Origin of the sequence: Ornatilinea apprima, from assembly GCF_001306115.1 — a bacterium.
In the GTDB taxonomy this organism is placed as follows: domain Bacteria; phylum Chloroflexota; class Anaerolineae; order Anaerolineales; family Anaerolineaceae; genus Ornatilinea; species Ornatilinea apprima.
The window spans coordinates 78,512-105,318 of sequence record NZ_LGCL01000019.1; the positions used below are offsets into that span (position 1 = coordinate 78,512).

At 55.4% G+C, this 26,807-nt stretch carries 19 protein-coding genes; 11 read left to right on the forward strand and 8 right to left on the reverse strand.

Annotated features, from left to right (window positions below; translation table 11 throughout):
• The 6 genes from ADN00_RS07300 to ADN00_RS07330 all read right to left on the reverse strand — a co-directional run bounded on the left by ADN00_RS07300 (position 1) and on the right by ADN00_RS07330 (position 10,238).
• Positions 1-678, reverse strand: a complete 678-nt coding sequence (locus tag ADN00_RS07300; RefSeq protein ID WP_075062306.1) for a VOC family protein — start codon at positions 676-678, stop codon at positions 1-3.
• A gap of 63 nt (positions 679-741) precedes the next feature.
• The gene (locus ADN00_RS07305; RefSeq protein ID WP_075062307.1) at positions 742-1,263 is read right to left on the reverse strand and encodes a nitroreductase family protein; all 522 of its coding nucleotides are present in this window, start codon (positions 1,261-1,263) and stop codon (positions 742-744) included.
• Positions 1,264-1,467: 204 nt separating this feature from the next.
• Positions 1,468-6,615, reverse strand: coding sequence for a cadherin domain-containing protein (locus ADN00_RS07310; protein ID WP_075062308.1), 5,148 nt, complete (start codon positions 6,613-6,615; stop codon positions 1,468-1,470).
• Positions 6,616-6,827: 212 nt separating this feature from the next.
• Entirely contained in the window at positions 6,828-8,234 is a 1,407-nt protein-coding gene (locus tag ADN00_RS07315; RefSeq protein ID WP_075062309.1) for a sodium-dependent transporter, read from the reverse strand.
• Between the two features lie 252 nt (positions 8,235-8,486).
• Positions 8,487-9,329, reverse strand: a complete 843-nt coding sequence (gene proC, locus ADN00_RS07325) for a pyrroline-5-carboxylate reductase (protein ID WP_075062311.1) — start codon at positions 9,327-9,329, stop codon at positions 8,487-8,489.
• 6 nt (positions 9,330-9,335) lie between these two features.
• Positions 9,336-10,238: a class I SAM-dependent methyltransferase gene (locus ADN00_RS07330; protein WP_075062312.1), complete on the reverse strand. Its 903-nt coding sequence runs from the start codon at positions 10,236-10,238 to the stop codon at positions 9,336-9,338.
• 189 nt (positions 10,239-10,427) lie between these two features.
• Between ADN00_RS07330 and ADN00_RS07335 the strand changes: the two genes are divergently transcribed.
• The 5 genes from ADN00_RS07335 (at position 10,428) to ADN00_RS07355 (ending at position 14,656) form a co-directional block, all read left to right on the forward strand.
• Positions 10,428-11,591: a MalY/PatB family protein gene (locus ADN00_RS07335; protein ID WP_075062313.1), complete on the forward strand. Its 1,164-nt coding sequence runs from the start codon at positions 10,428-10,430 to the stop codon at positions 11,589-11,591.
• Between the two features lie 30 nt (positions 11,592-11,621).
• Complete coding sequence (locus tag ADN00_RS07340) at positions 11,622-12,275, forward strand: YdcF family protein (protein WP_075062314.1); 654 nt, start codon at positions 11,622-11,624, stop codon at positions 12,273-12,275.
• A gap of 122 nt (positions 12,276-12,397) precedes the next feature.
• Positions 12,398-13,369, forward strand: coding sequence for a DUF1028 domain-containing protein (locus ADN00_RS07345; protein WP_075062424.1), 972 nt, complete (start codon positions 12,398-12,400; stop codon positions 13,367-13,369).
• Between the two features lie 10 nt (positions 13,370-13,379).
• The gene (locus ADN00_RS07350) at positions 13,380-14,384 is read left to right on the forward strand and encodes a chymotrypsin family serine protease (protein ID WP_075062315.1); all 1,005 of its coding nucleotides are present in this window, start codon (positions 13,380-13,382) and stop codon (positions 14,382-14,384) included.
• The gene (locus tag ADN00_RS07355) at positions 14,381-14,656 is read left to right on the forward strand and encodes a hypothetical protein (RefSeq protein WP_075062316.1); all 276 of its coding nucleotides are present in this window, start codon (positions 14,381-14,383) and stop codon (positions 14,654-14,656) included. The genes ADN00_RS07350 and ADN00_RS07355 overlap by 4 nt, the downstream gene beginning before the upstream one ends.
• A 4-nt stretch (positions 14,657-14,660) precedes the next feature.
• On the opposite strand, the gene ADN00_RS07360 is transcribed toward ADN00_RS07355, so the two are convergent.
• Positions 14,661-15,023, reverse strand: coding sequence for an Mth938-like domain-containing protein (locus ADN00_RS07360; RefSeq protein ID WP_075062317.1), 363 nt, complete (start codon positions 15,021-15,023; stop codon positions 14,661-14,663).
• Positions 15,024-15,146: 123 nt separating this feature from the next.
• Here ADN00_RS07360 and ADN00_RS07365 point away from each other — a divergent pair, with 123 nt between their 5' ends.
• From ADN00_RS07365 to ADN00_RS07380, 4 genes are all read left to right on the forward strand, one after another.
• The gene (locus ADN00_RS07365) at positions 15,147-15,953 is read left to right on the forward strand and encodes a polyphosphate kinase 2 family protein (protein WP_075062318.1); all 807 of its coding nucleotides are present in this window, start codon (positions 15,147-15,149) and stop codon (positions 15,951-15,953) included.
• Positions 15,954-16,251: 298 nt separating this feature from the next.
• The gene (locus ADN00_RS07370) at positions 16,252-19,704 is read left to right on the forward strand and encodes a response regulator (protein WP_075062319.1); all 3,453 of its coding nucleotides are present in this window, start codon (positions 16,252-16,254) and stop codon (positions 19,702-19,704) included.
• A gap of 31 nt (positions 19,705-19,735) precedes the next feature.
• Positions 19,736-21,271 (forward strand): YifB family Mg chelatase-like AAA ATPase, encoded by a 1,536-nt coding sequence (locus ADN00_RS07375; protein ID WP_075062320.1) that lies wholly within the window; start codon positions 19,736-19,738, stop codon positions 21,269-21,271.
• Between the two features lie 73 nt (positions 21,272-21,344).
• Positions 21,345-22,292: a patatin-like phospholipase family protein gene (locus ADN00_RS07380; protein WP_075062321.1), complete on the forward strand. Its 948-nt coding sequence runs from the start codon at positions 21,345-21,347 to the stop codon at positions 22,290-22,292.
• Between the two features lie 22 nt (positions 22,293-22,314).
• On the opposite strand, the gene ADN00_RS07385 is transcribed toward ADN00_RS07380, so the two are convergent.
• Positions 22,315-22,533, reverse strand: a complete 219-nt coding sequence (locus tag ADN00_RS07385; RefSeq protein ID WP_160317485.1) for a zinc ribbon domain-containing protein — start codon at positions 22,531-22,533, stop codon at positions 22,315-22,317.
• Positions 22,534-22,731: 198 nt separating this feature from the next.
• Here ADN00_RS07385 and ADN00_RS07390 point away from each other — a divergent pair, with 198 nt between their 5' ends.
• Positions 22,732-24,768: a hypothetical protein gene (locus ADN00_RS07390; protein WP_075062323.1), complete on the forward strand. Its 2,037-nt coding sequence runs from the start codon at positions 22,732-22,734 to the stop codon at positions 24,766-24,768.
• Positions 24,769-24,787: 19 nt separating this feature from the next.
• Positions 24,788-26,791 carry a sortase family protein gene (locus ADN00_RS07395; protein ID WP_075062324.1) on the forward strand — a complete coding sequence of 668 codons (2,004 nt, stop codon included), beginning with the start codon at positions 24,788-24,790 and terminating at the stop codon, positions 26,789-26,791.
• Positions 26,792-26,807 lie beyond the last annotated feature (16 nt).

Genomic DNA, 26,807 nt, shown 5'->3' on the forward strand with positions numbered 1-26,807 from the left:
CTAGGTGTGTGAATCGAGAATATAGGGCAGCCCGTTGGGAATCCAGCGCCGGTTCACGTTCCCCTTCATCCGAAGAATAATCGTGTGCGGCCGAGCCGGCAGGTTGATCGGAATCCAACCCCGCCCGCTCACGCTCACAATCAACAGGCCTTCTTCATCTCCCATTGCCGCAAAATCCTCGCTGGGCTCCTGGTAATAAGGAATCTCCATTAACACATTCAACTGCTCGCAAAAACGCTTGACACTGGGGACCACCAGCCCCACTTCGCTCACGCGCAGCAGGGAAGTCTGGTTAAACGCTTTCTTGCGCGCACTCTTCACCGCCGCCCCGCGCGCGATTAATTCCACCACGTTACCGCCCGCGTCGGTGAAGTAATAGGCCTTCGCGTTCCAGGCCTGATGCTCGACCAATGTCTTCCCCTGAAACGGCAAAATAGGCACGCGGCTCGCCAGCCATGCACCCGCTTCGTAAATCTGGTTGGGGGGAATTTCAATCGCGAAATGGTAGCTGGAAGCTTGATCGCCCGTGAACTGTTTGAAGGTGAGTTCAGTGGCCCCGATTTGAAAGCTGGTCTGCTCACTTTCAGCGCGCGTGGCCACCAGACCCATAATCTCAGTGTAAAAGGTGGTGATCGCCTGTACATCCCGTGTTTCCAGCGTTAAGGATTCAAACCGCATGCTAATTTACCGTTTCTTCCAAACCGTTCATCACCCGGCTGGCTAAGATTGTTGACCGAACCATCACGATGCTTTCGGATTGCCATATTTCTGCCAGTGCACCTTGCTCTCATCATACTGGGTGCGCGGTTCTTTTTCTTCCGCCGGGTATCCAAAGTACGCCATTCCCATGGGTGTTACGTCTTTGGGCAGGCCTAAAATTTTGGCCACCCCCTGCTCAAACAGGTGAACGGGATGAATACCCACCCAAACGCTGCCCAGGCCCATCTCCACCGCGGCCACCAGCATATTTTCCATCGCCGCGCTGCAATCTTGCACCCAGAACCGTCGCGCGGCAATCGAGTTGGGCTTTCCACACACAATCACCGCGGCCGGCGCGTTAAACCGGGCCAGGATCAACACTCGCTTCAGTTCAGCCAGCACCTGCGCGTCGGTAACGACAACAAACTCCCACGGGCGCGCGTTCGTCGCCGAGGGAGCTGCCATGGCCGCTTTCAGCAGATGCAGCAAATCCGCATCGCTGACCGGCTGCTCTGTAAATTTGCGAATGCTGCGCCGTTTCAAAATCGCTTCAAATGCATTCATTCACGCACCAGCATCCTTTCAGTTGCTCAATTTTACCAGCACTGATCTTCACTATTATATGGCTTTCTATGGCAAAAATTACTTTTCAGGCCCGCCCAACCCTGTTAAAACTCCGCTTGTTAACCAATATTTAACATAATACCGCCACCATTTACGGGAGCGGTATGGGGGGCATATCCTTTTTCTCCGCGATGAAGTCTGCGGTTACTCGGCTTCCACAGCGGCCAACGCAGCCCTCACCACGCTTCGCCACCGGTATTCATCCCGGTTGGGGTCATACCCCTGGCAGGTGATTAACGTCAACCAGGCGCTGTCTTCATGCCGGAGAACAGACAGGTTTTTTGGCGAAACAAAAGCTTCAACCGACTGCACCATGTAGGTATAGCGCATTCCAAAGGCGTGAACGACAATCGTATCGCCCCATTTCAGCCCGCTCAGCCCCACCAGCACACCCGGTTTTCCGTTCGCGTCGTAAACGTGCCCGGTGAGCACGCTGTTGCCTTCCAGCCCAGGGAACGCGCTGCCTTCCAGCCAGCCCAACTGATTCGCCAGCCAGCTTACATCCCAGGTTCCATCTGACGTGGGTACGCCTAACACGGCCGTCTTGACCTTAAGAGCTGGAATTTCCACCCACACCTGGTCCAATTCTGAGTAGGCCTTCAGTGCCGGCTGCGGCCCTGGCTGACTGAGACGATCGGGGGGAAAACCGGTGGAGGGCAGAATTTGCACATCGGTTTCCTCCTGATCGCGGATAAACAGCTCAAACAGGGAAAACTGGACAGAGTTGGCACAAATTTGGTTTGGCTGGCTGCCAGGATAGGTTTGCAGCAATTGCCAGGGGCCGCCAGCGTGCGAAGTTCCGATCACAAACTTCGAAAGGTCACCCCCAACCAGCTCCAATTCCGCCGGACCAACCAGAAAACAAACCGGAATGCCGTCGCCGGTCAATTCGCTGACTGGTTGATTATCGTATTGAATTTCCAGGTCAATGGCCGCGTACAGGCGCACCGAAGTGTTGGGCGGCAGGGCTGGCCCGGCAGTGGGCGCGTTGTTGATGACAACCAGGCTGCCTGAGGGAAAATCGCTGTCATTGGTCTGCGCCACCCACGGGCTGAAGCGGAAGACATCCACCGCGCTGACTGAGGGCGTTCCCGAAGTCGCCGTCACGCGCACATCATAAACGAAATCCGATACATCCACCGGCGGAACACCGCTGAAGGTGCGCGTGTCCGGGTCAAACATCATCCAACCCGGCAGCGCCGATCCGTCTGCCAGGTCTGCGCTGTAGGTAATTGGATCACCGTTGGAGTCAATGAAGGTGTTCTCGGCAAACTGGAAGATCCACGGCTCACCTCGCCGGCCTGCCTGGTCGGGAATGAAATTCGCCACAGACGGAGCTACGTCCTGGTCAATTCCCAAATGAAACACCGTGGAAGCCTCGCCGCCTTTCCCATCCAGCGCGGTCACCCGCACGTTGATCAGGCCAACATCCCCGGCGCCCGGCGTGCCAGAAAAAGTACGGCTGTCCGCGTCAAAGCTCAACCATGAGGGCAGCGCGCCGCCCCCGTCCAGGCTGGCCTGGTAAGCCAATCCATCACCGTCGCGATCGGCGAAAGTGTCCCGTGAAAAAGTGGTACTAAAGGAGAAACCCGCTCGCCCGCTGCTGTTCGGAATGGGGTTCACCACAACCGGGTTATGATTCTCTGGCAAAGCCTGAATAACCAGTTGGTACACATCCGCAACCGACCCGCCATGACCGTCGCTGGCGGTCACGCGCACATCCAGCGTCCCGGCTTGCATCAACGTTCCCGAAAGTGTATTGGTTGCGGGGTCAAAACTTAACCAACCCGGCAGCGCCGTGCCACCCAATAAATCCACCGCAAGGGTCAGCTCGTCTCCATCGGGGTCGCTGAACGTGCCCGCCGGAACGACAAACTCATACACCTCACCCGCATTGCGTTCCTGGTCGGAGAGAGGGCTGTCTACAATGGGAGCGTCATTGGCATTGGCCACCGAAATGCTGAACGAGCCTACCACACTGGCAGCCGGCGATCCGTTGTCTGTGGCTTGAATACAAATAGGGTAATTGGCCTTTTCTTCATAATTCAAAACGACCGCGGTGCGCAGTTCATTCCCGCTGATCGTAAACGCCTCCAGATCGCTGTCTGAGCATGCGCCGCCATCCGTGGTCAGCGCGTAAGTCACCGTCTGACCGGCGTCACTTTCCGTGGTGGAAATCAGTCCAACCAGGCTTCCCGCGGCAAGGTTTTCCGCGACGGTGGTGGAAGAGAGCGCCAGATCCGCAGGCGCTTCATTCACATCTAAAACTTCAATGGTAAAGGGCCGGTCAGTGCTGGTTGCCGGAGATCCGTCATCGCTGACCCGCACGCAAATGGAATAGGACGATTTGCTCTCAAAATTGAACACATTCGCCGATTTCAACCGGTCTCCAGCAATGGTGAACGCGCCGTTATCCACGCCGCTGCACGCGCCGCCCGCATCCACCAGCGAAAAGCCAAGCGTCTGTCCGCTGTCCACATCCGCGGCGCTGAAAACCCCGATCTCTGTTCCGGCAGGCTGATTCTCAGATATCGACGCCGCGGAAAGGCTCAGATCATACGGGGTTTCATTCACATCCAAAACAGAGATGGTGAACTGCCGGTCGAAAGATAAACTGCCGCTGTCCGTACTCCGCACGCAGATGGTATAGCTATTCTTTACTTCGTAATTAAAGGACAGCGTTGTTTTCAGGCTGGCGCCGGTGATGGTGAAAGCCGCGTTATCCGCCCCGCTGCACGCGCCCCCAGGGTTTTCCAAAGTATATGTGTGTGCATCCCCATCATCGGGATCGCTGGTTGAAAGGCTGCCAATTGTGGCGCCAACTGGTTGGTTTTCATTCAAACTGGCTGCCGATAGCGTCAGGTTGGTTGGCGCTTCGTTTACGTCTCCAACGCTAATGGTGAAAGATTGTTCCCGGCTTAACACCGGATCACCGTTATCGGTGGCGCGCACGCAAACCGCATAGCTGCTCTGGACTTCATGGTCAAACACTTCTGAGGAGAATAAATCATCCCCGCTGACCGTAAAAGAACCGTTCCCACTGCCATCACATCCGCTGACCGCATCAGCCAGCACAAATTGGTGCGTTTGACCTTCGTCCGGGTCATTGGCCGAAAGGCTACCAACCAGCGAATTGGCTGCGCTGTTTTCCGCAAGCGAGTCATTGGAAAGCACGATTGCGCTGGCAACCTCATTCACATCTTCCACCTGAATGGAAAACGCCTGGTATACGCTGCCGCCTCCACTGTCCTGACTTTTCACGCAAATTGAATAACTGTTTTTCACCTCATAGTTGAATACCGCGTTAGAGAACAACCCACCCGCGTTGATCGTGAATGAAGCATTATCGCTGCCGGCACATTCTGTGCCCGAAGCGGCCAGCGAGTAGGTAAAGGTTTCGCCCGCATCCGGGTCCGTCGTGGAAAAGATACCCACCGCCGTTCCACTGGCCTGGTTCTCGTCAATCGTGGCAGCCGATAGGCCGATGGCTGTCGGGCTTTCATTGGTGTTGGTGATGGCAATGGTCAATTGCTGGTCCAGGCTCATTGCTGGCGAACCGTTGTCCGTGGAGCGCACGCAAATCGTGTAACTGCTCTTCGTTTCATAATCAAACACCGCCGCCGAGCGCAGTGAACTCCCTGTCAGCGAAAAAGAGGTGTTATCCACTCCGCTGCAAGCCCCGCCCGGGTTCACCAGGGTATAGGTGTGTGTCTGCGCGCCATCCGGGTCGCTGGTGGTCAAACTGCCTACCAGCGTTCCCGCTGCGGCTCCTTCCTGCAGGCTGGCCGGCGTCAGGGTAACGCCAGAAGGCGCGTCATTGCCATTAATGATCGAAACTGTGATCGCCTTTTCGAACCACAGGTTGTGCGAGTCCGTTGTTCTCACCCGCACCTGGTAAGTGCTTTTCGTCTCATAATCCAGCACCGCCGCAGTGATCAGGTTGCTTCCAGAGATAGAGAAAGAAGCGTTATCCTCGCTCCCCGTGCCGGTCACCAGCGAATAGGTGAACGTGTCGCCCGCGTCCAGATCGCTGCTGGATAAGGCGCCTGCCACAGATCCAGCCGCGCTGTTTTCACTCAGGCTGGCTGGCGTAAAGGTAATATTCGTTGGCCGGTTGAAAAACACCGCGCACGAAGTATTGTTCGAATAATCATAATAACCAGGGGTTGTATCGGCTCCCGTGCCTGGCGCTGCCGGGCCGGGGCAGTCTCCGGGGCCAAAACCGCATTTTCCGCTTCCAGCCGCGCCGCCGGTGGCAGTGTTGCCGCTGAACGTAACTCCCGTGTCGATGCACAGTTCGCCGCCATTAAAGATGGCGCTACCCAACCCGGCACCGCCGCCGCCCCCCGCGCCTCCAAAAATGGTCGCGGCAGAACCGCCCGCGCCGCCTGTAACGCTGTTATTGGTCAAGGTGACGTTTTTCAAGCCCAGTGCCCCGCCTTCGGCGATGAACACCGCGTCGCCCAGCGCGCCGCCCCCGCCGCCACCGCTGAAGCCATACTCTTTCGGCCCGGAACCACCGTTTCCTCCGCCAAAGCCGGCCACACCCCCGGCAGCCGTTCCGGAGCTACCCCCGCCGCCGCCGCCAAAACCGCCCGTGCCGCCCTGGTCAGAATCGGCTCCTCCGCCAACGCCGCCGCCGCCGAACTGCGCGCTCACGCCAGAGGCGCCGCCCGCGCCGCCGCCCGCACCGCCGTAGTATCCATCACCTTCAACCGAGTTGCCACCATTTCCCCCGCTGGCCTGGTTATTATTGAAAACCACGTTCGTGGCGGTCACGCCGGCTCCACTGGCAATATAAACCGCACCGCCCAAGCCAGAAACCGTACCGGGCGTCTGGCCTGCCGCGTTGGAACCCTGAATCTTGCCATTGGCGATGGTCAAATTATTCAGGCGCAGCTTGCCCGCCGAAACATAGAAGATTCGCGTGGTCCCTCCCCCACTGATGGTCAGGTTCGCCGTACCCGGCCCATTAAGGGTTACCTCTTTGGTGATCTCAATCTGGCTGGTCAGGGTGATGGTTGCCGGAGTTGTGAGGCTGAAGCTGATCGTGTCTCCGTCAGCCGCGTCGGCAATCGCCTGGCGCAGTGTGCCCGCCCCGCTGTTAGCTGTGGAGGTAACCGTCAGGGTGGCGGCTTGCGCCTCCCCGTTGGGGATCAAGCCAATACTGCCGGCCGCCATCACCACCGCGAGAAGAATTCGCAGTCCATTAAATTGGTAGATCAATCCAAAAAATGAGGGGGGCGCAGCCGGTTTTTTCGCTGCTGCGCGTTGCGGATTGGAGTAAGCCATCGGTAACGCTCCTTGTTGCAAACTTCAAAGAACCAAAATGAGAAACGGCTAATCTATTATATAAATAACTGATCCAGAATAAACTCTTCTTATGGGTCGATTTCGCGTTATTTAACTTTTCAATTCTGTAATTGCATCCATGTCAGGCAGTCATAAAACGAAACGCCCCCGCAGTTTCGCGGGGGCGTTGATCTTTCCACATTTCTGTCAGGCTAAATAATCGACAGCCCGCGCAGCAGAACCAGGATGAGCAGAACGGGGGTTACAAATTTAATGACCACGTAGAAAGCCTTCACAACCCACTCATTCTTCAAGGCGCCAGAATTAGTCAACGCGTCCACAATCCTGTCTTTGCCCCACACCCAACCGGCAAAGAGAGCGATGAACAGACCGCCCACCGGCAGCAGAATATTCGAGGTGGTGTAATCGAACAGATCAAAGAACGTGAAGCCAAAGACTTTCACATCTGCCAGGGTGCTGCTCGAAAGTGCTGCGGTTGAACCGATCAGCGCCAGCAGAACCACGGTGATCACCGTCGCTACCGGGCGCGAGATATGCATCTTCTCATTGATGAATGCCACCGGCACTTCCAACAGGGAAAGCATCGCGCCTGTGGCCGCGATCCCAGCCAGAATGAAGAACAATACCATAAAGATATTGCCCAACGGCATCGAAGCAAACACCGCCGGAATGGTGATGAACAGCAGCGAAGGGCCCGCGTCCACTTCAAAGCCAAACGCGAAGACCGCCGGGAAAATCGCGATGCCCGCAAGCATCGAGACCAGCAGGTCGGCCAGCATCACTTTGGTGGCCGTACCGGGAATATTCTGCTCCTCACGGAAATAAGAACCGTAGGTAATCATCGTGCCCATGCCAGTCGACAGTTTGAAGAAAGCCAGTCCCATCGCCACCAGCACGGTGGTCCAGGTTACTTTGCTGAAGTCGGGCTGCAGCAAGAAGCGCAAACCTTCTCCCGCGCCTTCCAGCGTCAGGCTGCGAATGCCAATCGCCACCAGCAGCAAAAACAGAATGGGCATCAGGCGTTTGGTCGTCGCTTCAATGCCTTTGGATACACCCATCATCAAAATCGCGCCGATCACAACCAGCACAACCCACTGCCACAATAGGGACTGCATCGGATTCGTAATCAGGTCAACGAAAGCCTGCGAAGTGACCGCCGGGTCCGTCGATAAAAACCCGCCAACCACCGATTTATAAATATAAGCGAAAACCCAGCCCGCCACTTCGGTATAAAAAGCCATAATCAAAAAGGCAGCCAATACACCCGCCGCGCCGGCCAGCCACCAGGGTTGTTTCTTGGGGGCCAGTTCGCGCAGCGTTGAAATTGCGTCTTTTCGCGCCTTGCGGCCCAGCATTTGCTCGGTGATCATCACCGGCAAACCCACCAACAGCGTGCTGATTAAATAAACAATGATAAATGCCGCACCGCCATTTTGACCGGTGATCGAAGGGAACTTCCAGATATTCCCCAACCCCACCGCCGAGCCGAGGGTAGCCGCGATGACACCCAGGGCTGTGGTAAAGCCGTCGCGCTGTTTTCCGCCAGACGCGGCAGCATCTTTTGCTTTACCACTTTCCAATTCATGCTCCAATTCCATTGAATACTTCCTCCATTCCTTCCTTTTTTGTTGAGGCAGCCTGCCTGGCTGCCCACTGGCATGACTTTGCCTGAAGAACAGGCAATAAATACACGTGAAAGCTGACGCGATCCCACGCGCCAGCCTGCTCATCCGGCATTATAATCCAAACCTGAACATCCGTGAACATCTCAGTTAATAAATCATTAATAATAATGACTCCCACGAACAGCTAATGGGAGTCATCCTGTCAATTTGCGTCTACCAGTGATCTTACATATTTTCGGGCATCTGGCTGTTGCGGCCTTTGCCCAATTCCACACAGCGCTCATACGCCGCCCAAACCGCCCGAGAAATCGCTGTGCGGAACCCCGCCTTCTCCAGGTAATACAGCGCCGCCGCAGATGTTCCCGCCGGTGAGGTGACTTCATTGCGCAGTTCGGCGGGGTGATGCCGCTTTTTATCAAAATAATTCACCGACCCGCGGATCGTTTGCATCACCAGCTCTTCTGAGATGCGCCGCGAAAAACCCAGGTGAACACCCGCGTCAATCATCGCTTCCATAAATAAGAACACATACGCCGGCCCCGATCCAGAGAGCGCCGTGGCCATATCCAGGTAGCTTTCGTCATCCACATACACTTCTTCTCCCAGCGCCGAAAGCACCATGCGGGCCAGCTCACGCTGCCGGTCATTCACCGCCGCCGAATCGGTCCACACCGTGATTCCTTCGCCAATCTGCGCCGGTGTGTTGGGCATTGCCCGTACTACAGCATCGTGCGCCAACCCTCGGCTGATCATTTCAATCGTCACCCCGGCGACAATGGAGAAAACCAGTGCGTCTTGCGGAATGCAGCCGTGCAGATCGGCCAGCACCTGGTTAATCGTCTGCGGTTTGACGGAAAGGATCACTACACCCGCGCTTTTGACCGCTTCTTTATTGTCATGGATGGAATGAACCCCATATCGTTCGCCAATTTCCTTGCCCCGATCAATCAGCGGACCCGAAGCGTAAATTTGCTTTGGCGTTTTCAACCCGTTGCGCAGCAATCCCGCGATGATCGCCTCGCCCATTGCGCCTGGTCCGATGACTGCGATATTCGGATATTCATTCATCTTCCTTTACCTGCCTTCTTTATAAGAGTTATTCCGCCAGCGGGCAAACATCGCCGTCGAAAGCAGCCTGCCCGCGCTCTTTTCTTCTAATACAACTTCACCTGCGCTGGTCTGCCCTTCCCAGGCCTTCATCATTTCATCCACCGCGTAATGCAGGGTCAGCGCCGAGGCTTTCACCGAATACGCCGTCAGCACCACAAACAACGCCTCTTTCGACATCACCTGCTGACAGGCTGCCAGCAGCTCTGGGATCAGTTTGTAAAACTCCCACACCTCTCCCTTCGGCCCGCGGCCAAACTTCGGCGGATCCAGAATCAACCCCTCATACGCGCTCCCACGCCGCGCTTCACGCTGCACAAATTTCAGCGCATCATCCACCAGCCAGCGCACCGGAAAATGCTCCAAACCGCTTAGGGTCTGATTTTCTTTCGCCCATAAAATCGCCTTGCGCGAGGCGTCCACGTGCGTTACGTCTGCCCCCGCTCTGGCCGCGCTGAGGGTTGCCATGCCAGTGTAACCAAACAGGTTCAACACCCGCACCGGCCGCCGCGCCGCTTTGATCTGATCTTCAACCCAGTCCCACTGGCTGGCCTGCTCCGGGAACAAGCCCAGATGCCGCGATCCGCTCAACTGCGCCCAGCACTTCAATCCCTTATAGTCCACTTGCCAGCGCTCCGGCAGGTTTTTTAACGCCTTCCAGTGCCCGCCGTGCTCCTCACCCGTGCTGATGAAAAGCCCATCCGCCTGTTCCCAGGCTTTTTCGGGCAGGGCTTTTTTCCAAATGGCCTCGGCTTCCGGGCGCGCCAGCACCACCTTACCAAAACGTTCCAGCTTCATTCCATCGCCGCTGTCCAACAGCTCATAAGAGCGCCAATCTGGCGATGCGCAAATTTCAATCACAGGTTTCATTCTTAAATTTAACCATTCTTTTGGGGAACTTGCACTCTATATTGTGGTAAGTATATCAGTTTTCAGGCGAACTGGTTCCGGCCAATTCTTCACCTTCTGAGGATGACAGCGCAAAGCGCTCTATGAACCGGCCTTGACAGATGGGGTTATAATGGGCGGAACAACACTTCAGTTCATAAAGGATTCAACATGCCTGGATATTTCGACAACACCCCCGAACGCCGCTCAACCAACAGCATTAAATGGAAAGCCTACGACAAAGATGTTTTGCCACTATGGGTTGCCGATATGGACTTTCTCTCTCCCCCCGCGGTGATTGAAGCCCTGCGCCAGCGTGTTGAACACGGCATCTTTGGTTACACCTACGAACCCCAGGAACTCCGCGACCTGATCGTTGCCCGCCTGAAAAACCTTTATAACTGGGAAATCAAACCCGAAGATATCGTCTTCCTGCCCGGTGTGATTAATGGCTTCAACCTGGCCTGCCGCATGATCGCCCGCCAGCATCCCAACAGCCAGGTTATCGTCCAGCCGCCCATTTACCCGCCCTTCCTGGTTGCCGCCGAGCATAACGACTTACACCGTCTCGACATCCCCCTTGTGGATACCGGCAGCGGTTATTACGAAATCGACTTTGAGGCTTTTGAACAGGCCATCACTCCCCAGGCAAAGCTCTTCATCCTCTGCAATCCTCACAACCCGGTTGGGCGCGTTTTCACCCGCGCCGAGCTTACCCGCCTGGCCGAGATTTGCGAGCGGCACGATGTCCTTATTTGCTCCGATGAAATCCACTGCGACCTGATCTTCAGCGGCCAGCAGCATATTCCGGTTGCCTCACTCAGCCCCGAGATCGCCAGCCGCACCATCACCCTCATGGCTCCCAGCAAAACCTACAACATCGCCGGTCTCGAAGGCTCCTTCGCCGTCATTTCTGACCCCGAAACGCGCCACGCTTATGAGAAAGCCCGCGCCGGTCTCACCGGGCATATTAATTTATTAGGCGTTACCGCGGCCATTGCCGCCTACCAGGACGGGCAAAGCTGGCTCAGCGAACTTCTCGCCTACCTTGAATCCAACCGCGACTTCCTGGCCAGCTATATTCAGCAAAACCTGCCCGGCATCAGCATGTTCTCACCCGAGGGCACCTACCTGGCATGGATCAACTGCCGCGAGGCGCGCATTCCCGGCAATCCGCAAAGATTCTTCCTGGAAAACGCCCGCGTTGCCATGAACAACGGTGATGACTTTGGGATTGGCGGCCAGGGCTTTGTGCGCCTCAATTTTGGCACCTCGCAGGCCATTTTGCGGGATGCTCTGGAGAGAATGCGAACCGCGTTGTCGCAGCTTGACTAGCTCTGGGCAACACACAAAAGAAAGGAAAACATGCACCCTACCCCTCCTGCCAAAGGGAACGGCTCTGCCAAATCTTGTTTTAAACTGGTCGGCACAGGCAGTCTGCTCCTGGCCCTGCCCTTCCTTATTTACGCAGTCCTTTGGGCAGCCGGCGCGCTCCTCGTCGTAGCAGACCCGCAGAAAAAAGTGGATGCCGCCGTGGCTTTGAGCGGCGGCGAGTTGGACCGCATAAGCGAAGCGGCCCGCCTGTATACCGACCAGACAGTGCGCTGGGTAATCATCACCGACACCGGCGAAGAGCTGCCCCAGCTCGGCTCCGATTACACCACCTTGCTCAAAAACGAAGCCCGAAAATTGGGCGTCCCCGAAGACGCCATCCTCGTCACCGAAAAGCAGGTCGCCAGCACCATTGACGAAGCCGCCGCCGTGCGCCAGCTTCTGCAGAAAAATGACTTCGATTCATGCATCGTCATTACCGATCCCTTCCATACCTTCCGCACCCGCCTCAAATTCCGCCAGGCCTTCGATGAAACCGGGCTTACCGTGCGCGTCCGTCCCGTGCGCGGACACTGGTACCACGCCACCACCTGGATGTTCTCAGCCCGCGGTTGGCAGGCAACCGTTACCGAGTACATCAAAATCTTTGGCTACGCCCTCGGCTTCACCGACAACATTCTCCAATAGCCCGCGCCATTTCCATTTCACTCTGCATAAAAAATGTGGGCAAACACTTGCCCCGTAGCCATTGTCTTCATACAATGAAGGTAGATTTATCCATCATTCAATTCCCCAAGCGAGGCCAGTTCATGAACAACCGCAAATCAGGATCCCCCTCCCCCGCTTACCCGCGTTTTCCCTTCGCGCACACCTTCTCCATCGTCGCCCGCGACCCCGAAACCGGAGAAATGGGCGCGGCGGTTCAATCGCATTGGTTCTCTACCGGATCACTGGTCATATGGGCTGAAGCAGGCGTTGGGGCGGTAGCCACACAAGCCATGGTCGATCCCTCTTACGGCCCCCTGGGATTGGAGTTGATGTTCACCGGAATCTCCGCTCCCACCGCCCTCGCCAACCTGCTCGCGCAAGACGTCCGCAAAGAGATTCGCCAGGTTGCCATGGTCGATGCGCGTGGAAGAGTTGGGGCGCATACCGGCATTCAATGCATTGCTGAAGCCGGGCACGTTACCGGAGACGGTTTTTCTGTTCAAGCCAACATGATGCTCAACAACACTGTCTGGCATGCCATGGCCGAAGCCTTCCGCGCCTCCACCGGCCGCCTTGCAGATCGCATGATCCTCGCCCTGCAGGCCGCCCAGGAAGCTGGCGGTGATATCCGCGGGCAACAAAGCGCTGCCATGATCGTGGTCAAAGCCCAGTCCAGCAGCAAACCCTGGAACGACACCCTCATCGACCTGCGCGTTGAAGACCATCCCCGGCCGATTGAAGAACTGCAGCGGCTGCTCACGGTTCAAGACGCGTATGAATGGATGAATAAGGGCGATGAGTTTATGGCCAGAAATGAGGTCGACAAAGCCTTAAGCGCCTATCAAAAAGCCAACTCCATGGCCCCTCATCTGATTGAGCTGCCCTTCTGGAACGCTGTTACCCTGGCCGATATGGACCGGGTCGAAGAAGCCTTACCGTTATTCGAGCAAGTATTTAACGCGGACCCCAACTGGGCTGAACTATTGAAACGACTGCCCCCTGCCGGGTTGCTCAAAGACGATCCTATCATGCTCGCCCGCATCCTTTCGGTTCTCTCTAAAAACACAAGTTGAAAGGTGACCCATGGAACAGGCTGAAATTCTTCAAATTCAGGAAACATATAAAGAATCGCTGCTCTCGTTCCCGCAAGTTGTAGGTGTTGGCACCGGTTACAAAGTAACCCGCGGCCAGCTCACCGACCGGTTGTGCATTGTCGCTTTGGTAAAGACCAAACTTCCCAAATCTAGCCTTCTCCCCCAGCAAATCATTCCTCGCGAAATTGACGGCGCGGCCACCGACGTGTTGGAAGTCGGCGAGATCCGCGCTTTTCAAAACCGCACCGACATGTGGCGGCCCGCCCCCGGTGGCGTCAGTATCGGACACTTCCGCATCACTGCTGGCACATTGGGCTGTGTGGTGCGTGACCGCCAGACCGGAACCCGTCTGATCCTATCCAACAATCATGTTCTGGCCAACAGCAATTCGGCTGAACTGGGCGACCCCATTTTGCAGCCCGGCCCCGCCGATGGTGGCACCGTGAAAGACCACACCATCGCTGAATTGGCGCGCTTCATCCCCATTCAATTCAATGAAAGCGACAGCACCTGCTCCTTTGCCAACGCCGTTACCGATATTCTGAACGGCTTGGCCGGATTGTTTGGGTCGCATCACCGCCTTACTGCCCGCAAATACGATACGGAAGCGCGCAACCTGGTGGATGCCGCTCTGGCCCGCCCGCTCAATGACGCTGACATTCTCGATACCATCCTGGAAATCGGTGAAATTGACGGCACCCTCGTCCCCGAATTGGGCATGCCGGTGCGGAAATCCGGCCGCACCACCGGGTTCACCACCGGCCAGATCACTGTGGTCAATGCCACCGTGTCTGTCAATTACATGGAAAACCGTATCGCCCGCTTTGAAGAACAGATTGTTACCACCCCCTTCTCACAGGGCGGCGATTCCGGCTCATTGGTAGTGCACGGCGACCAGCCAAAAGCGGTTGGGCTGCTTTTCGCCGGCTCCAACCAGACGACAATTTTTAACCCCATTCAGCACGTTCTGGATTTACTTGAGATAGATTTATGACCGCTCAAACAGACCTGGAAGAGGCTCGCCAGCGCGCCGAAAAAGTCAAACAGCAGTTTGAAGACCAACTGATGAGCAAAGCCAATGTGGTCGGCGTTGGCGTCGGTTTCCGGCGCCAACGTTCCACCTGGACGCATGAAATTGCCATTGTTGTCATGGTTTCACAAAAAATCCCCCTTCACCTGCTCCCCGCCAACGACCGCCTGCCCACCGAAATTGACGGTGTGCCGGTAGACGTGCAAGAAGTTGGCAGCTTCCAAATCCAATCCTGATGGACTAACAGGTCAGGTGAAAAACACCGATCACCTTGCCATCCATCTGATTCCACAGTTCTATTGCCGCACCAATGGGCACCATAGTTACGTCGCAGCCTTTGCTCTTGAAGTAATCAATCGCGTCATCAGATAAGCGACACTTGCCAAACTGCCCGCCGCCAAACAGGACTTGTTCCGCCCCTTGTTCGTAGATGAATTCCGCTTCTGCTAGAGAGAGAAGATGGGATGTGCCATAGACAGCCTTGGAAAGATGCTTTCTGCGCCGTTCTATTGAGCCATCCAGCCGGATGATGATATCGTGCGTGTACTGCGTCCCACCCACAACAATTTCACCAAAAGCAGCCGAGTCAATCTTCGGTTTCATACCTCTCCTTCCCGGTTATTGGATTGCAGAAAAAAATAACCTGTTCGTATTCATACTGTACGATACTTTAATTGACAGTACAATAACAACAAGCCTGTCTCAAAACCAGAAAGAGGAGGAGTGATGCCAACATTTAATCCCGTGAAGCCCGGCGAGAAAATTGACCTGTCCAAACTCGATCCCGCGGATTCAAGTTTTTTTGAAGAGGGAAAGAAAGAAGGCAAAAAACAGCTTACCAAGCTCACCGAAAAATTGGAAATCTTGCAAGAATTATTTTACGCGCATGGCAAACACCGGCTGCTGATCGTGCTGCAGGCCATGGATACCGGCGGCAAAGATGGGGTTATCCGCCATGTTTTTGAGGGCGTAAATCCGCAGGGCGTTTCGGTGGCTAACTTTAAAGTGCCCACCCCCGAAGAACTCTCCCACGACTATCTGTGGCGCATCCACAAACAAACACCCTCGGCCGGCGAGATCGTCATCTTCAACCGCAGCCATTATGAAGACGTTCTGGTGGTGCGGGTGAAGAATATGGTCGACAAACACGTCTGGTCGCGCCGCTTTGATCAAATCAATGCCTTTGAAAAAATGCTCAGCGAAGAAGGTACCATCATTCTAAAATTCTTTTTGCACATCAGCAAAGATGAGCAAAAACAGCGCCTCCAGGAACGCCTCGACGACCCCTCCAAACATTGGAAATTCAACCCCGGCGATCTGAAAGACCGCGCGCTGTGGGATGAATACATGCACGCCTATGAGGATGTGCTTAGCCGCACCAGCACCGCCTGGGCACCCTGGTATATCATCCCTTCGGACCGCAAATGGCTGCGCAGTCTCATTATCGCGGACATTCTGGTCAAAACACTCGAAGGCCTCAACATGACCTTGCCAGACCGTACCGAAGAGTTAAGCCATATCACCATCGAATGAATCGGATCACCCGGGCGGCCGCATAAACCGCCCGGTTTTTATACCTCCACCCTAGTCTCCAGGATTGCCCGGTATATAAATAGTCTATTTATGGTTGAAATAATCTAATTTGATTTTAAGTACAAAACCACACAATCGGGTAGAATCATGCCTGCGCCTGCGCGCCTTCTTTTTATGGCTGATTTCACTTTCAATTTACGCTTGTTTTATTGAGTATGGCGCGCATTTTATTGATAATGGAAGTGTTCGTGTTCTACGCGCTTTCTTCCTACCAAAATAACACGACCTGGAATTTACAGTGAAACAACAGTGGAAAACGTTCTTAACCTGGTTAATTCCCCTGACGCTATTATTAGTACTGATCATGGGGGCATTTTCCATTTTACAATCCCAGAATAATCAGCAATTAATCAAGAATGAAGAGCTTAATCTGGTAAAAGCCCAGGTCAGCACCATTCAGAGCGATTTTTCCACCGTCCTGTCAGACCTTCAATTTTTAGCTGAAAGAACGGAAGTGCATTTGCGCCGCCGCCCGGCCATCCCCGAATTTCTCACCGATATGGCTCTTGAGTACCAGTCCTTTGTGCAGTACAAAGGCACATACAGTCAGGTGCGGTACATTAACGAAGAAGGCCGAGAAATTGTTCATATCGCTTTTATCGATGGCAAACCCAAAGTTATCCCCTCCGAAAACCTGCAGGATATGCACGGCCGCTATTTCTTTGCCGAATCGCTCAGTATGGAGCGCGGCCAGGTGTTTATCTCATCATTTGACTTGTATCAGGATAAAGACCCCAACGGCTCCTCCGCTGACCCCGCCATGCGCTTTGGCACCCCCATCTTCGACAAATTTGGGGTGAAACGCGGAGTCATCGTGATGGATTACATTGGAGATTCCTTGCTCAAAGAGCATAACCGCCTTGACCAATCTTCTGGCAGTAATTTGATGCTCGTCGATTCACACGGCTATTGGATCATCAATCCGGAAGAGCATAATCGCTGGGGCGGATCGCTCACCGGCCAGCAGGCATACACCTTTTCCACCAAATACCCTACAGCCTGGGCGCAGATTAAAGAGCAGCCCAACGGTCAAATTTCCACGTCCGATGGTCTGTTTACCTTTCAGCGCATCTATCCCCTCCGCCCTGCCGCCTCGAGCCGTCCTTCCTCAGACGAATCGGCGTCATCAGATGAAGAATTCTATTGGATCTCCATCAGTTTCATCCCCAAAGAGAATTTGACCCAGCGCGCCAGCCTTCCTTTACAGAAATTGGCTTACAGCTTTATCGGCCTTTGGGCAGCGGTGATTTTGTTTTCGGGTATGGTTACGTTCTTCACGAAGGAACGGGAAAGACTGGTGGTGGAACTCAACCAGCTTTCGCGCAGCAACCAGCTCCTGCTCGAATCAGCCGGACAGGGCATCTTTGGAATGGACGCCAGCGGAAAAATTACCTTTGTCAACCCCACGGCTGCATGCCTGCTCCAGCGCGAGCCTGAAGAGCTGATCGGCAAGAACCCACACGAAGTCTTCCATTTCCAATCGCAATTTGGCGATTTGTACAACAATGAACTGTGCAGCATGTGCATTACCCGCCTCGACGGCACGCCAACCTCCGGCGAAAACGAACACTTCTGGAGAAAAGACGGCTCGCGTTTCCCCATTCAATTTAGCAGCAATCCGGTGTGGGACGCCGATTTTATCACCGGGTCCGTGGTGGTTTTTGATGATATCACCGCGCGCAAGCGGGTAGAGGCCGAGCTGCGCGCCGCGAAAGATGAAGCCGAATCGGCCGTTCGCGCCAAGTCCGAATTCCTGGCCACCATGAGCCATGAGATCCGCACGCCCATGAACGGCGTCATCGGCATGACCAGCCTGCTGGCTCAAACTCAGCTCAGCAAAGAGCAGCAGGAATATGTCGACACCATTCGCGTCAGCGGTGAAACTCTGCTCACGCTCATCAACGACATCCTCGACTTCTCCAAAATCGATTCCGGCAAGCTCGACCTGGAAAATCAGCCCTTTGACCTGGTCGCCTGCGTGGAAGAAGTGATTGACCTCCTGGCCCCCAAAGCCAGCTCGAAAGACCTGGAAGTCATCTCGTATATCGAACCCGACGTCCCCCATTTCATCTTTGGCGATGTTACCCGCTTGCGTCAGGTTTTGGTCAACCTCATCTCCAACGCCATTAAATTCACAGACAGCGGTGAGGTCTTCATCTCGGTGGAACAGCTTAAAGACAACCCGGATATGCTCCACTTCTCAGTGCGCGACACCGGCATTGGCATCTCTACCGAACAACGCAAGCGCCTGTTCAAATCCTTCTCCCAGGCCGACAGTTCCACAACCCGCAAATATGGCGGCACGGGGTTGGGCCTTGTCATTTCCCAGCGCCTCACTCACCTCATGGGCGGCAGCATGTGGGTGGAAAGCAATATTGGCGAAGGTTCCATCTTCCACTTCACCATCCACGCCAAAGCCGTCGACCCCAAATCAATGCCCGGCGAATCGATGAAATCGATCCTGCCTGGCAAACACGTTCTCATCGTGGATGATAACCAGACCAATCGCCGCATTCTTGAGCTGCAATGCAAAAACTGGGGTCTCATTCCCACCTCGGTCTCCTCCGCAGAAGAAGCACTCAAACTGGTCGAAAAATCCGTCCACTTTGATATTGGCCTGATCGACATGTCGATGCCGGGCATGGACGGTGTTCAGCTTGCCCATCAAATCCGCATGCGCCTCAAAGACGCTGTCTTCCCGCTGGTGATGATCAGCTCGCTGGGCCGCAATCAAGAAAGCAAAACCATCCCGCTCAATCTCTTTACCACTTTCTTGAGCAAACCAGTGAAACAATCGGTGCTCTACAACGCCATCCTGCAGAGCGTATCCGAAACACACATCCCGGTCCATCACATACACAACACCACTTCCAGCGAACTGGATGCCAACCTGGCAGAGAAGATTCCCCTGCGCATTCTGGTCGCCGAAGACAATCCCGTCAACCAGAAGCTCGCCCAACGGATTTTGGAGAAAATGGGTTATCAATCGGACCTGGTTGCCAACGGGTTGGAGGCCATTGAAGCTGTGCACCGCCAGCACTATGACCTCATCCTCATGGACGTGCAAATGCCCGAAATGGACGGCCTGGACGCCACCCGAGAAATTATCCGCGAGTTTGGCCAGCAACACCGCCCGCGCATCGTCGCCATGACGGCCAACGCCATGCGAGGAGACCGCGAAGCCTGCCTCACCGCCGGCATGGATGACTATATCAGCAAGCCCATCCGCCTCGCCGAATTGCAAGAAATTCTCATCCGCTGGGGAGATCAAAACTTCATCGATACAACCCCTTCAGAAACGCAATCTGCTATGGTCCCTCCCGACGTATTCAACCCCGACACCCTGCAAATGCTGCAAAAGTTGGGTCATTCGGCTTATCAGGAGCTGATTAAGATCTACCTCAGCGAATCCAATCTGCTGGTTGAGCGCATTCACTCCGCTCTGGCCGAACAAGATCTGCTTACCATCAGCCGGTTGGCGCACAATCTCCACGGCTCCAGCATCAATATGGGGCTGGATCAGGTTGCCGGCATCGCCCGCGGCCTGGAAAATGCCGCCGCCCATGCCCAGTCTGCCGATCTCGAATCATTTATCAAGGACCTGGATTTTCACTACCGTAAAGCCGCACAATTCCTCCTGCAGGAAATCGAACCCTCAGGCGCCCCGTCTTCTTCTCTGTCTTTGAATTGACATTTCTCTCTCGCGCCTCTATACTAAAACCATGCTCGCCCGCGTCAACTCCTGCGCCGTCATCGGATTGGAAGGCACCATCATCGAAGTCGAGGTCGACACCAACCCCGGGCTGCCTGTGATGGTCATTGTCGGCCTACCCGATACCGCCGTGCAAGAAAGCCGCGAGCGCGTTCAATCGGCCATTAAAAACGCCGGGCTGGTCTATCCGCGCAAGCGCGTAACCGTCAACCTGGCGCCCGCCTCAGTCCGCAAAGAAGGCCCCTCTTACGACCTTCCCATTGCCCTGGGCGTGCTGGCAGCCACCCAACAAATACCCCTCCCCGCCCTGGAAAATACCCTCGTCATCGGCGAATTATCGCTCGACGGCAGCCTTCGCCATGTGCGCGGCGTGCTGCCCATGGCAGCCATTGCCCGCGAGCAGGGCTTTCAGCGTGTCATCGTCCCCGAAATGGACGCCCGCGAAGCCGCTCTTATTCCTGGGCTCAGCGTCATCCCGGCCGCCTCCCTCGGCGATATCGTCCGCTTTCTCACCAACCAGACCCCCATTGCCCCCTTTCCGCCGGTCGACCTGTCTGAAGTGCCGCCTGGCCTGGTGCAAACCGACTTTTCCGAAATCAAAGGTCAGGAGCACGTCAAGCGCGCCCTCGAAATTGCCGCTGCTGGCGGGCACAACTTATTGATGGTTGGGCCGCCCGGCGCCGGCAAAACCCTGCTAGCCCGCGCCCTGCCAGCCATCTTACCGGGCATGAGCATTGAAGAGGCGCTGGATGTAACCCGCGTCTATTCTGTTGCCGACCAGCTCCCCGGTGACCTGCCGCTCATCCGCACGCGACCTTTCCGCGCCCCCCACCACACCATTTCTCACGCGGGGTTGATCGGCGGCGGCAACTGGCCCCACCCCGGCGAAGTCTCGCTGGCCCACCGCGGCGTGCTCTTTCTCGACGAGCTGCCTGAGTTCAACCGCCGCGTTCTCGAGGTGATGCGCCAGCCGCTGGAGGATAAAGTGGTAACCATCAGTCGCGCCCAGGGATCGCTCACCTTCCCGGCCAGCTTCATGCTCATCGCGGCCATGAACCCCTGCCCGTGCGGCTACTATGGCGACAACCTCAAGCCCTGCACCTGTTCTCCGTCTACCATCACCAAGTACCAGAAGCGCATCTCCGGCCCGCTGCTCGACCGGATTGATATTCACATCACCGTACCCCGTGTGGAATTTGATAAACTCTCCGCCAACCGCCAGAGCGAATCCTCCAGCACCGTTCGCCAGCGCGTAGAGAGTGCCCGCGCCTTGCAAACCCGCCGCTTCGCCGGCAGCGACGGCGTCACCCCCATCTACTGCAACGCCGACATGCGCCCTGCCGAAGTGCGCCAGCACTGCGCCCTCGATGAAACCGGCCAAAACCTCATGCGCACCGCCATGAGCCAGCTCCAGCTTTCTGCCCGCGCCTTTCACCGCGTGCTCAAACTCGCCCGCACCATCGCCGACCTGGCAGCCAGCCCCAGCATCTTACCCCAGCACCTCGCCGAAGCCCTTCAATACCGGCCGCGCCTCGAAGACCAGTAGTCTGCGTAACAAAAAATTCCCAAATTCGTCTACAATAGAGAAACGACAAAAATCCTCACTCATCCGAGAAAATATGAAACCGTTTCGCAAGCATGTTGCCATCGCCATCGATGGTGGCGGAATCCGTGGATTGATTGTTACCAAGGCCCTCGCCGTGCTCGAGGCCGAGTTGGGCCGCCCCTTGCACGAAATCATTGAAATGGCCGTCGGCACCTCCACCGGGTCCATTATCTCTGCCGGTCTGGGCGCGGGTATGAGCGCCAGCCGCATGGTAGAGCTTTACCTGCAAATGGGCAGCACCATCTTTCCCCGCTCCTGGCGCAGCCGCCTCTGGCCGCTTACCCGCTGCCGCTACCCCGCCGAACCGTTGCAGTCCTCCCTTGAGCAAACCTTCGGTGCGTTTCAAATGTCCGACTTTTGGAATCACCGCCCGCCAATTGACGTGGTCATCACCACCTTCGATCTGGTAACCAACCACACCTGTTTTGTCAAACCGTGGAAACCCGAATACGCCAGCTGGCCTGTGGTGAAGGCCGTGCAGGCTTCTTGCACGGTGCCCACCTACTTCCCTGTGGTAGAGAACCGGTACATAGACGGCGGCGTGGGAGCCTATTCCAACCCCTGCTACCTCGCGGCCTATGAAGCGCTGATTTGCCTGGGATGGAATCCTGCCGAGACTACCCTCATCAGCCTGGGCACCGGTCGCGAACCGCGCTCATTCCAAACCCACACAGCCAGGCGCTTTTGGCCCTGGCAGTGGCTTAACCCCATTCTGGGCGCCTTTTTGCAGTCAGCCGACGACCAGCAGGTGCACCTGGTGCAAACCTTTTTTGATCAGATCGATTTTCGCCGTTTTCAGGTTGATCTGCTAACCCCCTTCCCCATGGATGACACTTCCCGTCCCGAAGAGCTTCTGCGCTACGGGGAAACCCTCGGCAGAATGATCCTCGCGGACCAGATCGACGACGCCCAAAAAATCATCCCGCAAAAACTAATTTCCACCGGCAGCCCGCGACCTTAGCGCCGCTAACGGACGGCCAGGATTAATGGAGCAATTGAAACATCACGAAAAGGATCACCGCCGCGCCGCCGAAAACACCAATCAAAGTAAGCCAGAGCGGCCAGTGGTTCTTTTCAGTTTGCATTGGCCGTTCCGGGCGGGCAATCAGCTCGCGCCCGCAATAATAACAAAACGGCGCGCCGCTTGGAATGGGCCTTCCGCAGTATTTGCAAGGTTGGTTGTCGGGCTGTTGTTCATCCATGCCCGCCATTATAGAACAGTTACTTTTTTTATGCGTTAATTACTGAAATTAAACCTGAATTAAATGGCGGCCCCGCAAGCATGGAATATCATTTATGATAAGTTCATTCTTTCTTGCGATCATTACAGGTTCTGAGAGTATAATTATGCGTAGGTATTTTTTCCTATCATTCTTATCGGGTGCGTCATTGGGGGGCTTGTGAGTCTGCACAACCGTACCACCGCTCGTCCGGTCTGGAAATATCTCTTCGCGGCCTTTTGGGTATGGGTCTTTTTTTCATTGACCATAGTCGGTCTCAACCCCGTCCTCGCACAGGATGGCGGCGGGGATGGTGAAGGCCAGGGCGAAGGCGACCGTGTAAAAACCATCGAGCGCGTTTTCACGCAGTATACCTGGCAAATGAGCAATAAAGACGGTAAAGCGGTCTGCCGGGTTGTCATCACGCACGACGGCATACCCACCCGAATGGAAGCCCTCGGCCAGTGCGAAAAAGAACTCTTCCCTGCAACCGCAACCCCAACCGCCATTCAGCCTACAACCACAGCCACACCCGGCGCTTTCGCCACCCCGACCTTGCCGCCTTCCACTGAGCCGGTAGATATTGACGAACTGCTTGAAGACGTCTATTGGACGCTGCTCAAGACCGAAACGATCAAGCGCGTTGAAAAAGTGGTCATTCCGCCCATTATCATCGATCTCCAGGCGCCCAACCAGCCCGTCACCGAGCCCTATGTAACCATCCGCGCCTTCGAGCCCAACCGCGATTACGAGATCACCGGCATTCAGGGCATGGTCGATGGCAATCCATTTTCTTGCAGCCAGGCGGCCTGCGATATCTACCTCTTGCGCGATTCGCAAATCACCTATTGGGCCACTTCCACCTTCGGAGACGAAAGCCCGCACATCTCCGCCACCGTCCGCCTCAGCAAAATTCAAGATTTTTACAGCGTGGCCGTCACCAGCCGCAGCCTGTATTACCGCTATATCGATGTCGGCCTGGACGCCTGGAAAGGCGTCTCGCAGGGCAGCGCTCCTTCGTGGACCTTCCTGCCGCAAAGCCCGGCACAACTCTATATCAATAAAGCGCTGCACCTGCTTGCCTCAAAATTAATCGCCATCGGCATTGTCGACACCCGTGACTGCCCCAACGGCGGCCTGATGTACAATGGCGCGCCCAACGCCTGTGGGATCGAAAAAGCCCAGCTCAACTCCGAAACCTGGCAGAACCGCTTCGACAACGTGATCTGGAATGCTTCCCGCGACACCGGCGTGCCCGCCCGGCTGATCAAGGCTATTGTCGAGCAGGAAACCCAGTTTTGGCCGGAGCGCTCGCGCCCCAATATTTATGACGAATTTGGCCTGGCACAGCTCAACGAACTCGGCGCCGATGTCTCTTTGCGCTGGAATCAGGACCTTTACAAGCGCGTTTGCTCTGCCATTTTTGTCGACTGCCCCGAATATTACGCCAGTCTTTCCACTTTTTCACAGGCCATGGTGCGCGGCGCCTTGCTGCAACTGGTTGATTCCAACTGCCCCACCTGCCAATACGGGATCGACCTTAACAAGGCCGAGGAAAGCATTTACATTCTGGCCGACTCGTTGAAAGCCAATGCCTACCAGACCGGCTATATTTTTACAGAACGCGGCCTGCAAGCATCCTATGAAGACATGTGGCGCTTCACCGTACTCTCTTATCACGCCGGGTATAACTGTCTGGAATATGGTGTCGCCACCTCCTCCCTCTACCAGGAGCCCATTACCTGGCCCAACGTTTCCCGCCATGTATATTGTGAAGGTGCTAGCGAATATGTGGACAGCGTCTGGCAAAAACTGGCCGCTTTCGACCAGTTCCACCCCCCCGCCGTCGAGTCAAACGCCAAAATCTACTTCCCCACACAAACGCCCATGCCCACCGCCACCGCCAACCCCGGCCTGGTCAACGGCGGCATTCATGTCATTCTTTTTGTGGACAAAAACAACAATCTCCGTATGGATGAAGGCGAGCGCGTCTCAGGCGAATCCATTCAGGTGGAGCTGGATGATGGAGAGAAATATTCGGCCAGAACCGAAAATGGAGAAGCGCATTTCTACTTCCAAAATAAACTGGTTGGCCAAACAGGCACCGCCAGCGCCACAAGCCTTTACCAGAGCTTTAACTTCGTCATTCCCAAATCCGGTGAAGTGCTCATCGTCTTCCGCATTCAACCGCCTCCCGTGCCCAACCGGTTACCCTAATTAAGGAGGAAAACTTGTCATGGCTTCTGACAATCCTTCCACTGAAGACGAATGGATCGAAGACAGTAATTCTTCATTTGATATGCTCGACCCGCAGCCGCTGATCGACGACCATGATTCCGATTCCGAAAATCCCTATCAGATTCCAGACGAAGAACCTGCTTTTCGCGCTGGGTTTGAGTGGCAAGAAGAAGACTCTCCCCAGGTCGCCCCGCCAGTTGTGGAGAATCCGCTCAAAAGAGCCTTCAAATCCCTGACCAATCTCTTGTTCAAAGACACAGAAGACATTGGCCGCCAATCCTCCCCCTCAACCCTTTCAATCGAAGAAATAAACTCCACTCCTGACGCAGGTTTTGAGCAACACGCAGAGGATGAAGAAACCCTGGACCGCTTATCGTCTTCAGTCCAGATTCCCGCCAGCAGTTCTGAAACCGATTTCTGGAACATGAAGCGGAAAACCGGCCAGCTGACCCTTGAAGACACACCCCTCGATGATGCTGGCATTCCCATTTCAGAAATGCAGCGCCGGCTCACCGGCGAGCTGCCCGATGTGGAAGATCTGCCCGCGGTATCCTCACAGGCTTCCGACAGCGGTGTTCCCCAGGGTGATGATCTGCGCCAGTTTCTTGCACAATTGGAATCTGAATCTGCGCCTGAGCAGCCCCCATCCCCCCTGCCGGCCAGTCGTTGGGGGCAAATTGAGCCGCCCGCAGCTGTTCCCTTCAGGCAGCCAGAGCCAAATGAAGCAGAAAGCGATGTGGATGACCTTCTCTTTGGAACCGCCCTGCGCTTTGGCAACGTTCCGGATTTTTCCGAAGAGCATGCAGACCTGCATCAGCCATCGGAAGAAGCATCCAATCCTTATGCAGTCGATGATGACCTCACCGATTCAACAGTCTTCTTATCCGATGCCGAAACCATCCCCCCAGAGCCTTTCAAAGAGGATGAACAAGACGATCCCGGAAGCCGGTTGAGAGACCTGCGCTCGCATTTCGGATCAGCAGATTCATCCGAAGAGTCTGCCGAAGATCTTTTTGGTTTCTTCCCCGGTGAACTGCAAAGCCATTCCCCTGTTTTTTCGTTTCTCGAAGAAGAGCCTCAGCCCGCCGATTCCGCGCCAAAAGAAGAGCAAGACGATTATTACCCGCCCTTTGCTGGAGATGAGGACGCCAAAGACAATTTCTTTGATAACATTCGCCGGCGGGCTTTATTTGAACCCGAAGAAGAACCCGCCTCGGTCTTTAATCAATATGTAGAAGATCAACCACCCGGCTTTGCTGAACCCCCGGTAAATGATGAGCCAACTTTATATTTCTACCCAGAACAGGAGGAATCTCCATCACCCCTCGACCTGGAAATGGACACCCGCCAGTTCCTCATGGGGGACCAGACCGCTCACCAGAACACCACCCGCTTCCTTGAAGACCTGGCTGCCGCAGACCGTGAAGACGCGCCGCAAATTCAACCCGAAGAAATTAAGGTTTCTGAAATCAAGCCCAAACATGGGCTGGGTCGCATAGATCTCAACTCGCGCGAGTTTCTCATCGTCGCGGCCAGCCTGGTTGGCATCATCATCATCGCCGTGGCCACAATTTTGTTGACTCGCAATCTTACCCAGATTCGCTTGCCAGTCTTTTCTCTCCCCGCGGCCGCGCAAGCAGATGGCGTGTACCCGGTGGGCATGAAACTGCCTGGCGGTTGGTATTTTGACCTGCAGCCCTCTTATATGGAGAACGGCGAATGGAAACCCCAGGCCGCCGAATGGCTGGAAGGCAGCGCCATCCGCCGCGTTATCGCTGTCCCCTGGAATGCCCAGACCGAAGCTGTTGTTAAGACGTTCACAACTGATGATAAAATCCAGTTGTTCATGAGCAATGAGGACATCTTTGCCTACAGGGTATCCGAGGTAAAACAGGTGCCAGAAGACGACACCAGCGTGCTTACAGCAACCAAGCCTTCCATTGTCATCATTCTTTACCAGCCCAAAGCTCAGCAGCGATGGGTTGTCATCGCCGAGCAGTGATCAATTACGGGAAGAT

What these genes read in the sequence shown, in the direction of transcription:
- ADN00_RS07300 (WP_075062306.1), bottom strand. Translation starts at nt 678, where the DNA reads ATGCGGTTTGAATCCTTAACGCTGGAAACACGGGATGTACAGGCGATC.
- ADN00_RS07305 (WP_075062307.1), bottom strand. Translation starts at nt 1,263, where the DNA reads ATGAATGCATTTGAAGCGATTTTGAAACGGCGCAGCATTCGCAAATTT.
- ADN00_RS07310 (WP_075062308.1), bottom strand. Translation starts at nt 6,615, where the DNA reads ATGGCTTACTCCAATCCGCAACGCGCAGCAGCGAAAAAACCGGCTGCG.
- ADN00_RS07315 (WP_075062309.1), bottom strand. Translation starts at nt 8,234, where the DNA reads ATGGAATTGGAGCATGAATTGGAAAGTGGTAAAGCAAAAGATGCTGCC.
- proC (WP_075062311.1), bottom strand. Translation starts at nt 9,329, where the DNA reads ATGAATGAATATCCGAATATCGCAGTCATCGGACCAGGCGCAATGGGC.
- ADN00_RS07330 (WP_075062312.1), bottom strand. Translation starts at nt 10,238, where the DNA reads ATGAAACCTGTGATTGAAATTTGCGCATCGCCAGATTGGCGCTCTTAT.
- ADN00_RS07335 (WP_075062313.1), top strand. Translation starts at nt 10,428, where the DNA reads ATGCCTGGATATTTCGACAACACCCCCGAACGCCGCTCAACCAACAGC.
- ADN00_RS07340 (WP_075062314.1), top strand. Translation starts at nt 11,622, where the DNA reads ATGCACCCTACCCCTCCTGCCAAAGGGAACGGCTCTGCCAAATCTTGT.
- ADN00_RS07345 (WP_075062424.1), top strand. Translation starts at nt 12,398, where the DNA reads ATGAACAACCGCAAATCAGGATCCCCCTCCCCCGCTTACCCGCGTTTT.
- ADN00_RS07350 (WP_075062315.1), top strand. Translation starts at nt 13,380, where the DNA reads ATGGAACAGGCTGAAATTCTTCAAATTCAGGAAACATATAAAGAATCG.
- ADN00_RS07355 (WP_075062316.1), top strand. Translation starts at nt 14,381, where the DNA reads ATGACCGCTCAAACAGACCTGGAAGAGGCTCGCCAGCGCGCCGAAAAA.
- ADN00_RS07360 (WP_075062317.1), bottom strand. Translation starts at nt 15,023, where the DNA reads ATGAAACCGAAGATTGACTCGGCTGCTTTTGGTGAAATTGTTGTGGGT.
- ADN00_RS07365 (WP_075062318.1), top strand. Translation starts at nt 15,147, where the DNA reads ATGCCAACATTTAATCCCGTGAAGCCCGGCGAGAAAATTGACCTGTCC.
- ADN00_RS07375 (WP_075062320.1), top strand. Translation starts at nt 19,736, where the DNA reads ATGCTCGCCCGCGTCAACTCCTGCGCCGTCATCGGATTGGAAGGCACC.
- ADN00_RS07380 (WP_075062321.1), top strand. Translation starts at nt 21,345, where the DNA reads ATGAAACCGTTTCGCAAGCATGTTGCCATCGCCATCGATGGTGGCGGA.
- ADN00_RS07385 (WP_160317485.1), bottom strand. Translation starts at nt 22,533, where the DNA reads ATGGATGAACAACAGCCCGACAACCAACCTTGCAAATACTGCGGAAGG.
- ADN00_RS07395 (WP_075062324.1), top strand. Translation starts at nt 24,788, where the DNA reads ATGGCTTCTGACAATCCTTCCACTGAAGACGAATGGATCGAAGACAGT.